Source organism: Acidobacteriota bacterium (genome assembly GCA_009838525.1).
GTDB lineage: Bacteria > Acidobacteriota > Vicinamibacteria > Vicinamibacterales > UBA8438 > VXRJ01.
This window is the reverse complement of sequence record VXRJ01000016.1, coordinates 1-13,260: the sequence shown is the minus strand read 5'-3', so window position 1 is coordinate 13,260 and position 13,260 is coordinate 1. Positions and strand designations below refer to the sequence as shown.

Sequence of the window (13,260 nt, the reverse complement as noted above, 5' to 3'; positions counted from 1 at the left end):
CGCGGGGCACGCTGCCCTGAGCCGTCGGGTGTCGCTACGGAACGACGAGGCCGCTGAACTCGATGCGTATCTCCGGCCGAACGCGCAGGAGTCCGAGCATGACGACAGGCGGTTCCACGCCGTAGGTCGTCATGTCCAATGTGACCTCACCGGCGATCTCGACACCCGATGCGGCCGGGGTGAGCGAAATCGGGAAGGTCACCGGCGTGGTCACGTCATGGATGGTGAGCGCGCCGCTGGCTTGGGCGCCGGCCCCGGAGGCCTCGTAGCTCTCGAGCTCGAAGGTGATCTCGGCGAACTCCTCCGGCTTCATCGCTTCCTGGAGATGCTCGGTCATCGTTTCGTCAGGGCACTCGAAGTCGGCTACCTGAACCGTCAGCGTGGCCGACTGGACCCCGGAATCGAAGCCGGGGGCCGGCGCGGACGAACCGGAGGCAACGTCTGCCGTTCCGCTGACCGAACAGGTCCATCCCCGGACCGTCGATGTGCCGGAGACGGTGAACTCCACCGTGGACTGCGCCGCCGCCTCGGAGCCGGCCAGCAGTGCCAGACCAAGCGCAGCGCCGGTCACGGACCGGAGCAAGAAACCGGTTCGACGTGCGACGAGCATCCTGTGTCCTCCTCGTTGCGCGGCAGGGCGCGGACCGATCGGTCCCATCACAACCCGAAGCCGAAGCTGTTGTCACGCATCATGATGGGGTTCTTGGCCTCCATGACGAAGCGGGACGTGATCTGCTCGACCGACGTCGTCCGCGTCTGCCGCATGGCAATCCGGAACTCCGCGTGGATCAGGTCGATCACCTTGGTGACGCCGTCCTCTCCGAAGGCGCCGAGACCCCACACGTAGGGGCGGCCAATCCCCACCCCGTCGGCCCCGAGCGCGACCGCCTTGAACAGGTCGGTGCCCCGACGGACGCCGCTGTCGATGAAGACCGGCACCCGGCCCCGGACCGCGCCGACGACCTCGGGCAACGAGTCGATCGACGACCACATGCTGTTCACCGCCCGGCCGCCGTGATTCGACACGAAGATCCCGTCCGCGCCGTGCTCGATCGCCTGCTCGGCGCCCTCGGCGGTCATGATGCCCTTCAGGATGAGCTTCATGTCGCTCGCGTCCTTGAGGCGCTTGATGTAGTCCCAAGTGTAGGGATAGCGCTCGCCTTCGGGGCCCTCCAGGCCGGCCCGCATCGGCCGCAGGTAGTCCGGATGGTGCTGGTGGCAGTTCTGGCAGAGCACCGACTCGTAACCCTCGCCCGCCAGCGTGCGTCGCTGCAACTCGCGGTTGCTGCCGCCCAGCAGGTCGATGGTCCATACCAGGGCGGGGCAGCCCGCGCTGGCGACGCGGTCGATGACCCGCTTGTTCACGTTCCAGTCGGGCACCGTGTAGATCTGGAACCAGTGCGGCTCGCCGCGGGCCTCGGCGATCTCCACGTATGACTGCGAGCTCTGATGCGACTGCATCTGCAGGATGTCTCTCGCCCCGGCCGCCCGCGCGGCGCCGCTCTCGCCCTGCGTGTGATAGGCCTCGAGACTCGCGACCGGACAGAGAAAGAGGGGAGAGGCCCAGCGCCGGCCATAGAACTCGGCCGAGGTGTCGAGCTCCGGCAACTCCTCGCCGCCGAGCCGCCGGGGACGAAGCATCAGGCGCTGGAATCCTTCCCGGTTGGCACGCCTCGTTTCGTAGTCGTCGACTCCCATGTGCAGGTAGTCCCAGTGCTGGGGCAGGTTGTTGGCATGCGCCACGCGCTCGAAGTCCCAGACGTTGATGGCTTCGTCCGGCGACTCGATCATCTGCCCCGTCAACTGATCCTCGATGGCGTTCTGGGGAGGCAGTTGCGGTTCCTGGGCGGCCCCGAAACGAGGCTGTTCCAGTGAAGGGATGATCTCCGTCCCGCAAGCCCGGCACTGCAGCGCCGCGGATCCGGGCGCCGCGCCGCGCTCGGCCTCATGGGCAAGGGCGCGCTGCCAGCTTGCCGGCAGACCCGACGCAGCCAGGCCCAGCAAGGGGCTGGCGGCCAGAAACTTGAAGAACTCCCGCCGGCTCGTTCCGGGATCGGGGTGACGTCGGTCCAGTCTGCGTTCGGCCATCCTCTGCTCTCCTAGCGGGCCCGTGACGGGGCCGGTAAGCGGCCGGCGATCGCGGCCGGCCATCGGTTCGCCAAGTGTAGCCGAACGGTCGGGCGGGATGCATCGCCGCTCGAATGCAGCGGGGGTTTCATCACGAGCCGCCGGCTCAACCACGCCGCATGACGACGATTCGGTTGGAATTGGTGCCGGCCCGGTTGTTGCGGACGCCCCAGGTGTTGGACGTCTTGGTGAACGCCTGCTCGTTCACGACGACACAGACGGGTTCCCAGGGCGTGTCCCGCGCCACGTCCACGACCACACGATCCAGCAGCAGCGACCCGCTACGAACCTCGCCCACTTCGAACGCGAAGACGCTGTCGTGGGACGCCATCGAGGCTACGTTCTCGAGCGTCTCCCGCACGAGCGAGCGCCATGCCTCCAGATTGCCGGTCTGCGTGATCTCGACCTCCTCGGGATCGACGCCCGCGAACCAGCACCGCATCCAGTTGTCCGACCGGTAGTTGACGACATCGAGGAACGGCGGCGACGTGACGGCGAGCGTTACCGGAGGTCCGTCGTAGGCGAACGGTTCTCCGACCGGTTGTTCGAAGAACCCGCCGTTCCGCTCCGCCGGCGCCTGGCGCGGCACGTCGCGCAGGAGCGAACGCGTCTTGCGGCGAATCAGATCGGCGACATCGCGGTACTCCGGCCGCTGATTGCGGCGCGCGTTGGTCTTGCGCTGCCGTTCGATGGTGGTTGCCTGGTTCGGCGGCAGCGTGTAGACGGAGAAAAACCCCGGGGAATGTCCAGTCAGCCGGTTGATGGCGACCATCTGGATCCAGCGATCGACAGCATCGGTCGAACCGCCGGCACGACGTTCGCGCAGGTACTCCCGCAAACGGCAAATCTGGTTCAGCGTACGCTCGTGGAAGAAGACATCGAAGCCGTCGGGAGGCGCCGCCGGGTCGTCCAGCGACAGCGCGCTCAGGCGATCGACGACGGCCTCTATCGATGGTGGGTCCAGCCTCGGTTCGAGCAGGAGGCGAGACAGCGGGTTGACGTCGTTTCCCAGGGGCTGCCGCCCGTGCAGCGCGGCTTCCAGCAGCGTCGTTCCCCGTCCCATGAACGGATCGAAGACCACGTCATCCGGGTTCGTCAGGCGCGTGATGAAGAAGCGTGGCAGTTGCGGCTTGAAGCATGCGCGGTAGGAGATCTCGTGCAGGGAGTGCGCGGCCCGCTGCCTGGACGTCCAGAACTCGTTCGCGATGACGGGCACGCCGGCGTACTCCGACACGGTCGTTGCCTTGCCGTACCGGCGCCAGCCCTCCAGCTCGCGCACGAATTCAGTCAGCGTCAGGCGTTGGTCGGCGTCCGAAGCGAACGCGTACTGCATGCCGGCGACGGCGGCGTCACGCCTCGTAGGACTTGATCACGTCGAGAATCGCCTGTTCCTCCTCGGCCCAGGCGTTCTGGATCTTCTGCAGTGCTCCCGTGGCGGTCGGCGCCTGCATGGCAAGGTTGCGATTGTGGGGCAGCAGTAGTCCTTGCTCGACGGCGTGGTCGAGGAAACTGAACATGTGATCGAAGTAACCGTTGATGTTCGCAAACACGCACGGCTTCTCGTGCATTTCGACCGGAACCTGGGACCACGTCAGCGCTTCGAAGATCTCCTCGGTCGTGCCGTACCCACCGGGCAGGGCCAGGCATCCCTGGACGAGACTCTGCATCAGGTGCTTCCGTTCGTGCATCGTGTTGACTTCGACGATGCGGCTCAGCCCTTCGTGAGCAAGCTCCTGGTACGACAATTGCCGGGGGATCACGCCGGTGACATAACCGCCTTCGTCGAGGGCGGCGTTGGCGAGCACGCCCATCAGACCGATGCTCGCACCGCCGTATACGAGGCCTATTCCCTCGGCGGCCATCATGCGACCCAGGGCGTCGGCCTCATCGCGGAATTGCTCGTCCCGCCCTAGGTGTCCGCCAAGATAGACGCAGACGTGCTTGCCCGTAGGTGGCCCGGCTGGCGTCGGCTGCCCCCCACTTACCCGGCTCTTGACCTTTGCCATCTGGATTGCTGCCCGTGCGGCGGGATGGCGTCATTGTAGCGCGGTTTGCCTACCGCCGACGCCGGACGCCTACCGCTGCCGGCGCGACACGGGCTTCACCACGGCTTCCTGGTGTAATGGTGTACAAACTAACCTTCACGGCTGGTTTACGGAGAGGAGTCCGCGCGATGAGCGCCGAGCGTGTCAGGGAGCTTCGCTACGAACCCGAGGAAACGCCTCCGCCGGCACTCGCGCTGGGACTGGGCTCTCAGTTCGCGATGCTCACGGTCGCCGGGATCGTCCTGACGCCGGCCATCGTCGTGCGGGCGGCCGGCGCGGGTGAGGACTTCCTCTCCTGGGCAGCGTTCGCAGCGCTCGCGATCAGCGGGATCACCACCATCCTGCAGGCAGTGCGTGTCGGTCGGATCGGCTCCGGTCACGTGCTGCTCATGGGGACCTCGGCCGCGTTCATCGCGGTCTGCGTCACGGCGCTCGCCGAGGGCGGACCGGGACTGCTGGCGACCCTGGTCACCCTCTCCGCCCTCTTCCAGTTCGGCCTTTCGACGAAGCTGTCGCTGCTGCGCCGCGTCCTGACGCCGACGGTGTGCGGCACGGTCATCATGCTGATCCCGGTGACCCTCATGCCGATCATGTTCGGCATGCTGGACGACGTGCCGGAGGGTTCATCGCCCGGTGCGGCTCCGGTGAGCGTGATCGTCACGCTGCTGGTGACAGTGGCGGTCACGTTGCGTGCCACCGGCTACTGGCGGCTCTGGGCGCCCGTCATCGGGATTGCGTCGGGCTGTGTGGCCGCGGCCTATTACGGTCTGTACGACACCCGGCTGGTGGCCGATTCGGAATGGGTCGGGCTGCCGGCGGGCGCCTGGCCGGGTTTCGATCTCAACTTCGGTGTCGCGTTCTGGTCATTGCTGCCCGCGTTCGTGTTCGTGACGTTGATCGGCGCCATCGAGACGATTGGCGACAGTGTCGCGATTCAGCGTGTCTCCCGGCGCAAGCCGCGGGCGACCGACTTCCGCGTCGTGCAGGGCGCCGTCGCCGCCGATGGCGTCGGGAATCTCCTGTCGGGGCTCGCCGCCACGGTGCCGAACACGACGTACTCGTCGAGCGTCTCCGTCACCGACATCACCGGTGTCGCGGCGCGCGCCGTCGGTGTCGCCATCGGCGCCGTCTTCATCGTCCTCGCGTTCCTGCCGAAGTTCATGTCGCTGATCCTCGCTATTCCGGGGCCGGTGGTCGGGGCCTACACCATCGTGCTGATGAGCACGCTCTTCGTGCTCGGCATGCGGGTGGTCGTCGAGGACGGTACCGACTACCGCAAGGGCATCGTGGCTGGCGTTGGCTTCTGGATCGGACTCGGCTTCCAGAACGAGCTGCTCTTCGCCGACGCGCTCGGGGCGTGGAGCGGGCTGCTGAGTAACGGCATGACGTCCGGCGGCCTCGCGGCGATCCTCATGACGCTGTTCCTGGAGTGGTCGAGGCCGCGGCCGCTCCGCCTTCAGACGGACCTGAACACTGCCGCTTACCCGAAGATCGACAAGTTCCTGGCGCAGTTCGCGTCCAGCCGCGGCTGGGATGAGGCAATGACGGACCGGCTCCGCGCGGTGGGCGAGGAGACGCTGATCACGCTGATTCGACCCAGCGATGAAGGAGAGGCCGCCACCGAACGGCGTCTGCGGATCAGCGCGCGCAACGACGGCCGCGCCGCCGAACTGGAGTTCATTGCCGCAACCGACAAGTCCAACATCGAGGACCGCATCGCCGTGCTCGGGGACCGTGTAACCGGCGCCCGGGCCGAGCAGGAAGTCTCGCTGCGGCTCCTCCGCCACCTCGCATCATCCGTCCGCCACCAGCAGTATCACGAGACGGACGTTGTGACGGTTCGCGTGGAATCGCCCGATTAGCAGCCCGTGCCGATTGGTGCGCCCCGGCGCTCGCATCTGATTCCCCGAACCCGCGATGGTTGGATTGCCGTTGTCGCGTTCCTGGCGGTGTTTCTACTGGCTCTGCCGCCAGTTACGCATACGGTGCTCAATCGCACCGAACCCTGGATTCTCGGGGCGCCCTTCCTGTATTCCGCGCTGCTGGCGGTGTACGTCGCACTGATCGGCATCCTGATCTGGGCCTGGCGCCGGCTAGCCTGACGGCATTGCGCGAGAAGGAACCCGATGGAAGCCTGGGAAGTCGCGACCGCCCTGATCGTCGCCTATCTGGGCTTCACCCTCCTCCTCGGCGTGCTCGCGAACCGGCGCCTGACCGTCGACGTGGAGGACTTCATGCTCTACGGCCGGAAGGCCGGTTTCATCGTCCTCTACCTGACCATCGTCGCGACGTTCCATTCGGCCTTCGCGTTTCTCGGATCGGGCGGATTCTTCTATACGCACGGCATCGGTTTCTGGGCGGCGGGCGCGTGGACCGTGCTGGCGGGCGCCATCACGTATTTCCTCGGCACGCGCATCTGGGCGCTGGGCAAGGCGTTCGGCTACATTACGCCGGCCGATCTGCTGGCCGACTTCTACGAGTCGGAAGCGGTCCGGGTCGTTGTCGCGGTCGTGTCCGTGGTCTTCACCATCCTGTACATCCAGGTTCAGGCGCAGGGGCTTGGCTACATCATCACGGTGGCCACCGGCGGGCGTGTCTCGTTCGAGGTCGGGACGTTGCTGCTGCTCATAGTGGCGGCGTTTTACCTGATCGCAGGTGGGCTGCGGGCCGTTTACTGGACCGACGTTCTGCAGGGCGTCTGGATGTACTTCGCCGTCTGGATAGGCGCACTCGTGCTCGCCTATGAGTTGTTCGGCGGACCGCTCCAGCTCTGGAGGGAGGTTGCCGCGCAGCGGCCGGACCTGCTCACCCTGCCCGGACCCAACGGGTTTTTCACGCCCGGCATGTGGATCGGGATGATCGTCACCCTGTCGTTCGGCATCATCCTGCAGCCGCACATGCTCATCCGCTACTACACCGCGGTAGACGCGAAGACCCTGAGGGCGCTCGGCGCGACGACGCCGATTTACCTGATGACGCTTTACATTCCGGCTGCGTTCGTCGGCCTCGGCGGCGCCGTGGCGATGCCCGACCTCGACGTCCCGGACCGGATCTTTCCCGAGCTGCTTTTCGCGCACGTCTCTCCGTGGCTGACGGGCGCGATCCTGGCCGGCGCCACCGCTGCCGCGATGTCGACCCTCGATTCCATCCTGCACTCGAACATGGCCGTCCTCACGCACGACATCTACCGGCGCTACGTCCGGCCGGGCGCAAGTCAGGCGCACTACCTGCGGGTGGGGCGGGTGTTCGTCGTCCTGCTCCTCGCGGTCGGCTACGTTCTCACCGTCAGCACGTTCGATTTCCTGGTCGTGCTCATCACGCTGTCGGGTTCCGGCGCCCTGCAGTTGCTGCCGGGCGTGGTCGGCGTCTGTTTCCCGACCCGCCGGACCCTCACCCGGGCAGGCGTCGTCGCGGGCATCGCGGCCGGCCTGGCCACGTTGTACGTGACGCTGGTGGTTGTGCCGCATCCGCTGGGAATGCACGGCGCCATCTGGGCCCTGCTGGTCAACGGCGCGACCGCGCTGCTCGTGTCGGCGTTCACGCCGGCGCCGTCCGCAGGCACCATCGAACGCGTCCACGGCGAGCTGGAAGCGTTCGTCTACGGTAGCGAGCAGCCACGCCGGCCGTCGGCCTGAGGACGCGCCATGGTGACCCGTCGAGCGGCACTGCGGTTGGGCGGGCAGGCTGCGCTCGGCGCGGTTGCCGCTTCCGCCTGCGGGATCCGCCGCCCGCCCGTAACAGGGCCGGGTGTGGGCGCGACCGGTCTCGTGCCGGTCGACGTCGCGTGGGATCGCATCATCCGGCGGGTCGTCGGGCTTCGGCCCTACCGGCCGGCCGGCTTCCGGCTGGAATCCGTCCGGATGGGCGACAAGCTGATCGTCCACAACTACGGGCATGGCGGCGGCGGTATCACGCTGTCGTGGGGAACCGCCGAGCTCGCGGCGCGCGAGGCCGCGATGGCCACCGCCGGGGGTGAGCGCCGGGCGGCCGTGCTCGGCTGCGGCGTGGTAGGTCTGGCGACCGCCCGCCTCCTGCAGCTCCGAGGCTGGGAGGTGACGATCTACGCACGGGATCTGCCGCCGCGCACCACCTCCAACGTGGCGGGCGGGCAATGGACGCCGGCGTCGGTTTTCGACCCCGACGCGGTGACGCCCGCGTTCATGACGCAGTTCGTCGAGGCGAGCCGGATTGCCTTCCGGTACTTCCAGGACTTCGTGGGCGCCGGCTACGGCGTCCGCTGGATCGACAACTACTACCTGTCGGACGAACCGCGGGAGAGCCGGCTGTTCGACCTCCTGCCCGACGTCTTCGCGAGCGCGACCCAGTTAGGGCCGGGCCAGCATCCGTTCGCGGCGGCCTACGCGCAGCGCGTCCGCACGATGCTTATCGAGCCGGCCATCTTCCTGAGCGCCCAGTTACGCGACGTGCATATCGCCGGCGGCAAGGTCGTCGTGGGTGAGCTGCGCGGCCAGGAGGCCGTGGCGGCCCTGCCGGAGCGGATCGTAATCAACTGCACGGGCCTCGGGGCCGGCGCGCTCTTCGACGACAGCAAGCTCATGCCGGCCAAAGGCCAGTTGACGATCCTGTTTCCGCAGCCCGAGGTCGACTACATCGCGATTCAGAGGGGGCTGTACATGTTTCCGCGGGCGGACGGCATTCTTCTCGGCGGTACGTTCGAGCGCGGAAACGGCAGCCTGGACGTCGATGCGGAAGCCGAGAGGCGGATCGTGGAGGGGCATCGCCGGCTGTTCCGGAGCATGCGTGCGACGTGATGCCAATCCGCCCGCGTAGGTGACCGGACGGCCCTGTTGCACGGTAGAGTACCCGGCAGGAGCTGAGGATACGCAAGTCACGGAGGAGCCCGGTGGATCAGATCACGGAATACGAAACCATCGCCGACCTGTATGCGAATTCCATGCGGCTTCCCTTCCGGGAGGTCGTGGAACAGCACACGCTGCGGGAGCTGGTCGGAGACATCTCCGGCGCCACGACGCTGGACATGGCGTGCGGCGACGGCTTCTACACGCGTTGGCTCAAGCGGGCTGGCGCATCGAAGGCGATCGGCGTGGATGTCTCGGCGCACATGATCCAGCGGGCGCAAGCCGAGGAGCGGCGCGACCCGCTCGGCTGCGAGTACAGCGTTTCGGACATCGCCGCATACACGGCGTCTGAGCCGGTCGACGTGGTCGTCGCTATCTACTCGCTCGGCTACGCTCGCACGGGTGAGCAACTTCGGCGGTTCTGCAAGGCCTGTCACGACGCGTTGCGCCCGGGCGGGCGGTTCGTGGGCCTCAATGACAATGTCCCGAATCCACCTCCCGCGAACGCCACGTGGAGGAAGTACGGACTCGAGAGAACGTGCGCGAGCTCGCCGTCCGAGGGAGACACCGTTCACTTCACGGTATTCAATGCGGACAGCCGGCAGTTCGAGGTCCAGAACTTCTATCTGAAGCCGGAGACGTACGAGGAGGCGTTTCGAGCAGCAGGATTCGCCGAGTTCCGATGGGTGGATATCTCGTTGCGGCCTTCAGAGCGCGGCAATCCGTTCTGGGACGACTTCCTGTCCCATCCGCCCATCGTCGGCTTTGCCGCGTCGAAGTAGCGCGTTGACATTGTAGCTTCATGTGTCTACATTGGGTGCGATGAAGACCTCCGGTGTTCGAGATGTCAAGAACCGCTTGAGCGCCTACCTCCGCATGGTGGAGCGGGGAGAGCGCGTCGGCGTCACCCACCGGGGCCGGATAGTGGCCGAATTGGGACCGCCCACGCACACCACCGAGAACGAAGCGCAGGCGGAGCTACGCCGCCGCGCGCGCGGGGGCAGCGTTCGCCTCGGCGCCCCGAATCGCCCGGATGTCTACCCGCGTCCTTCGCGCCGCCTGCCGACCCGGATAGTGCAGGACTTGCTCGACGATACGCGGGGTGACCGGTGAATCTGTATGCCGAAACAAGTGCGGTCGTGGCCTGGCTTCTGGACGAAGAGCGCGGTGATCGAGCCTGGTCTCAACTCGTAGCTGCGGATACGGTCCATACATCCGACCTGACCCTGATCGAATGCGATAGGACGTTTCGCCGCGGCTCCTTGACCGGACGGTTGACTGCAAGCGAGTCGGTACGGCTGCAGGCCATTCTTGACACGGCGTCGGCGCATTGGACGCTCTACGCAATGGACGCGGAGATCGTCCATCGATCGCGGCGGTCGTTTCCACGTGAGCCGGTCCGGGCCCTCGACGCGATTCACCTCGCGACAGTGCTGACAGTCAGGAACCTGGCGCCGGATGTGAAGGTGCTGTCGTTTGACGATCGGATTCGCCGGAACGCCGCCTCCCTCGGTTTTCCGGTGGCGCCTGACGCCGTCGCGGCGCCGCGGACTCACTCGTAGTCGGCCGCGTCCATCGAGAAGGCCACGATCTCCTCGTCGTTGCGCGTATAGATGTGCTTGTTGGCGTAGGCGGGGTGGACCCAGTTGACGAACCGGAGCTCGCGGCGGTTGCCCGGCGGGGAGGTGGGCGCGATGAGCTTGGTGCGGCTCACCTCCTCGTAGCCCTCGGGGCTGAGTCGCGCGATGATCAACTCGCCGCGGTCGTTGTTGATGAGCACGCGGTCGCCGTTTCTCACCATGTAGCCGGACGCCCAGCGCCGCCGCTCGACGGTGGCCTCCTGGGTCTCCCAGATGCGTTCGCCGGTCGTGGCGTTCAGGCAGCGGAGCTGGCCGTAGCTGCAGATGCCGTAGATGTAGCCGCCGTCGATGATCGGGGTGGCCAGGACCGCGTGCAGCCCGTCCGTCCGGATCTCGCTATTGCTGGTTCCCTTCCATGCCACGGTGGCCTCGGGCCGGTCCTGATTGAGGGTCAGCATCATCGGGCCGTCGTAGAAGGTCGTGAAGAACAGTTGCGCTCCCACCTGCACGGGGACCGCCACGGTCATTGCCCCGCCGACGATGTACGGCTGCCGCCAGTAGATCTCGCCGGTGACCGGATTGAGTGACGCCACCTCCTCCGGGTTCCAGACGATAAGCTGCCTTGCACCGCCCGCCTCGACGATGATCGGCTGCGCGACACCGAGATCCTCCTCGCTCGGCAGGGCCCGCCAGACTTCCTCGCCGGTCATCTTGTCGAAGGCCACCACGCGCGCGTCGGGCTCGCCGCCGACGAAGCAGATGAGCCGGTCGCCGTCGACCAGAGGCGCGCTGGCGAAGCCCCAGTCGAAACCCCACTGCATCCGATCCACCGCGTAGTCCTCGCCGTAGTTTCTCCGCCACAGCAACTCGCCGGTGTCGACGCGAAGGGCGGAGAGGACTCCGGTGCGGCCGAGGACGTATACGCGGTCGCCGTCGACCGTCGGCGTTGCGCCGGGGCCCGTTTCCCACTGGATGCCGGCGTAGTCTGCGTCCCACTCCTGGACCCAAAGCAACTCGCCCGTCGCCTCGTCGAAGGCCAGGGCGCGTTCGGTCCCGCGCATGCCGTTGGTCGGCTCCCAGTCGGACGCGAACACCCGGCCGTCCGCTACCGACGGGCCGGCGAAACCCGCCTTGATCGGCGCCCGCCAGCGGGCCTTGAGCCCCTCGGCGGGAAACGACTCGATCAGACCGGTCTCGCGCCACTCGCCCAGGCGCCCCTCGCCCCGGAACTCCGGCCAGTCGTCCGCGCGGATGTCGGCCGCGCCGCCCGCAAGCGCCAACAGGCCGCCGATCGCCGCCGCCGCACGCCACATTGTCATGATGTCTTCCTCGCCCGGGTCAGCGGCCTTCCAGTTCCGCGTAGATCGCCTCGACGTTTGCCCGCGCCTGCTCCATGCCGTAGTCCGCGTAGCGCTCCGGCAAGTCCAGATTCGCTGCCGCTTCGTCTACGCTCCGTCCCGCCTCGTGGGACGCGCGCACGGCGGTGAGGAAGTCCCGGTTGAAGTCGGCGTACTCCCGCAGGTCGTCCCAGGTCAGCCATCCCGTCCACGCGCGTCGCTCGCCGCGGTCGCGCCGGCCGCGCCCCGCGTAGGTCGTCGGGATCGGGGCGTGGGCGGTGATGACCCGGTCCACGCCGTCGATTGCCTCCACGACCTTCGCCAGGGTCTCCGGAAACGCGATGCCGCTCCCGCCGTTGGCGGTGTCGATGACCGGCGCCGCCTTGTCCGGGAACAGCTCGCCGAGATACGCGGTCCGTTTCTGAGGGAAGACCACCACGATGTCGCCGTCGCTATGGGCGGGCCCGAAGTAGTACAGCTCGACGCGGTCGAGGTCCTCGAGCAGGCCGAAGCGGTCGGTGAAGGTGGTGTTCGGCAGGCCCGCCGCGCTCCCCGCGAACAGGTCCATGCGGGCCATGTTCGCCGCGGTGTTCTCGTGGGCGATGATCTCGGTCACATCCGGAAACTCGCTGTTTGCGCCGGTGTGATCCCGATCCGAGTGGGTGTTGATGATCGTCGTCACCGGCAGGTCGGTGACCTGGTAGACGGCGTCTATCACCGGCTGCCCCCAGCCGGGCAGCTTGGTTCCGACGAGGATGACCCCGCCGTTGATCTCGTCGATCAGGGCCAGACCGTTCGCGCCGCCCTCCCCCAGGTGGTACAGCGTGTCGCGGACGTTGAGGGTGTCGATCTCGACGAACCGCTCTTCCTGCTCCTGCGCTTGCCCTCTGTCAACGAGGAGCGCCAGCAGGAGAGCGGCGGGCAATGCGGTCGGCACGATCCATCGCTTCATGGAGTCCCTCCTCGCATGCGGCCCGAAGTGTCTCCGCAAGTGCGCGGACCGGACCATCATACGACCAGCGCGTGGTTTGACCCAAGCTGCCGGAGGTGGCTACAGTGCCGCGAGGTTTCCCTCCCATGGCTCGTTCCGACGCCGTTGCCGTCATCGCCTTGCCGTGGGTCCTGGTGATCTTCCTGGCGGCGTGCGGTCCGTCGCTGCGGGAAGTGGCCGACGCGGCGCTCGACGAGCGCTCGTCCATCCTTCCGGAAGGGCCTCCATCGCAACGGTTCGCCCCCCGCCCCGTGGGGGATCCCCCAGGCCCGGGCGCTTATACACAACGGGCGCTGCCGCGGATATGAGAGGGGTTGGTCTCGGGTGTGGGCGTGTGGTGTAAAAAAAAGGGAGGGGGGG

14 protein-coding genes are annotated in these 13,260 nt (G+C 67.1%); 8 read left to right on the top strand and 6 right to left on the bottom strand.

Annotated elements, in window-relative coordinates:
- Positions 1 to 34 precede the first annotated feature (34 nt).
- From F4Y45_04945 to F4Y45_04930, 4 genes are all read right to left on the bottom strand, one after another.
- Positions 35 to 661, bottom strand: coding sequence for a YceI family protein (locus F4Y45_04945; protein MXY23852.1), 627 nt, complete (start codon positions 659 to 661; stop codon positions 35 to 37).
- Positions 658 to 2,151: an alpha-hydroxy-acid oxidizing protein gene (locus tag F4Y45_04940; GenBank protein ID MXY23851.1), complete on the bottom strand. Its 1,494-nt coding sequence runs from the start codon at positions 2,149 to 2,151 to the stop codon at positions 658 to 660. Before F4Y45_04940 ends, F4Y45_04945 begins: the two co-directional genes overlap by 4 nt.
- An 82-nt stretch (positions 2,152 to 2,233) precedes the next feature.
- Positions 2,234 to 3,460, bottom strand: coding sequence for a site-specific DNA-methyltransferase (locus F4Y45_04935; protein ID MXY23850.1), 1,227 nt, complete (start codon positions 3,458 to 3,460; stop codon positions 2,234 to 2,236).
- A gap of 16 nt (positions 3,461 to 3,476) precedes the next feature.
- The gene (locus F4Y45_04930; GenBank protein ID MXY23849.1) at positions 3,477 to 4,133 is read right to left on the bottom strand and encodes a TIGR00730 family Rossman fold protein; all 657 of its coding nucleotides are present in this window, start codon (positions 4,131 to 4,133) and stop codon (positions 3,477 to 3,479) included.
- A 116-nt stretch (positions 4,134 to 4,249) separates the two neighbouring features.
- Between F4Y45_04930 and F4Y45_04925 the strand changes: the two genes are divergently transcribed.
- From F4Y45_04925 to F4Y45_04895, 7 genes are all read left to right on the top strand, one after another.
- The gene (locus tag F4Y45_04925) at positions 4,250 to 6,034 is read left to right on the top strand and encodes a hypothetical protein (GenBank protein ID MXY23848.1); all 1,785 of its coding nucleotides are present in this window, start codon (positions 4,250 to 4,252) and stop codon (positions 6,032 to 6,034) included.
- A 6-nt stretch (positions 6,035 to 6,040) separates the two neighbouring features.
- The gene (locus F4Y45_04920) at positions 6,041 to 6,274 is read left to right on the top strand and encodes a hypothetical protein (protein MXY23847.1); all 234 of its coding nucleotides are present in this window, start codon (positions 6,041 to 6,043) and stop codon (positions 6,272 to 6,274) included.
- A gap of 24 nt (positions 6,275 to 6,298) precedes the next feature.
- Complete coding sequence (locus tag F4Y45_04915) at positions 6,299 to 7,807, top strand: sodium:solute symporter family protein (protein ID MXY23846.1); 1,509 nt, start codon at positions 6,299 to 6,301, stop codon at positions 7,805 to 7,807.
- Positions 7,808 to 7,816: 9 nt separating this feature from the next.
- Entirely contained in the window at positions 7,817 to 8,944 is a 1,128-nt protein-coding gene (locus F4Y45_04910) for an FAD-binding oxidoreductase (GenBank protein ID MXY23845.1), read from the top strand.
- A gap of 92 nt (positions 8,945 to 9,036) precedes the next feature.
- Positions 9,037 to 9,774: a class I SAM-dependent methyltransferase gene (locus F4Y45_04905; GenBank protein MXY23844.1), complete on the top strand. Its 738-nt coding sequence runs from the start codon at positions 9,037 to 9,039 to the stop codon at positions 9,772 to 9,774.
- A gap of 40 nt (positions 9,775 to 9,814) precedes the next feature.
- The gene (locus F4Y45_04900) at positions 9,815 to 10,105 is read left to right on the top strand and encodes a hypothetical protein (protein MXY23843.1); all 291 of its coding nucleotides are present in this window, start codon (positions 9,815 to 9,817) and stop codon (positions 10,103 to 10,105) included.
- Positions 10,102 to 10,554 (top strand): type II toxin-antitoxin system VapC family toxin, encoded by a 453-nt coding sequence (locus F4Y45_04895; GenBank protein MXY23842.1) that lies wholly within the window; start codon positions 10,102 to 10,104, stop codon positions 10,552 to 10,554. The genes F4Y45_04900 and F4Y45_04895 overlap by 4 nt, the downstream gene beginning before the upstream one ends.
- Here the strand turns inward: F4Y45_04895 and F4Y45_04890 are convergent.
- Both F4Y45_04890 and F4Y45_04885 read right to left on the bottom strand, forming a co-directional pair.
- A complete protein-coding gene (locus F4Y45_04890; protein MXY23841.1) occupies positions 10,545 to 11,891 on the bottom strand; it encodes a PQQ-binding-like beta-propeller repeat protein in 1,347 nt (448 codons plus the stop codon). The genes F4Y45_04895 and F4Y45_04890 overlap by 10 nt on opposite strands.
- Positions 11,892 to 11,910: 19 nt before the next feature.
- Entirely contained in the window at positions 11,911 to 12,921 is a 1,011-nt protein-coding gene (locus F4Y45_04885; GenBank protein ID MXY23840.1) for an MBL fold metallo-hydrolase, read from the bottom strand.
- Between the two features lie 65 nt (positions 12,922 to 12,986).
- Here F4Y45_04885 and F4Y45_04880 point away from each other — a divergent pair, with 65 nt between their 5' ends.
- Complete coding sequence (locus F4Y45_04880; GenBank protein ID MXY23839.1) at positions 12,987 to 13,208, top strand: hypothetical protein; 222 nt, start codon at positions 12,987 to 12,989, stop codon at positions 13,206 to 13,208.
- The last annotated feature ends 52 nt before the right edge of the window (positions 13,209 to 13,260 follow it).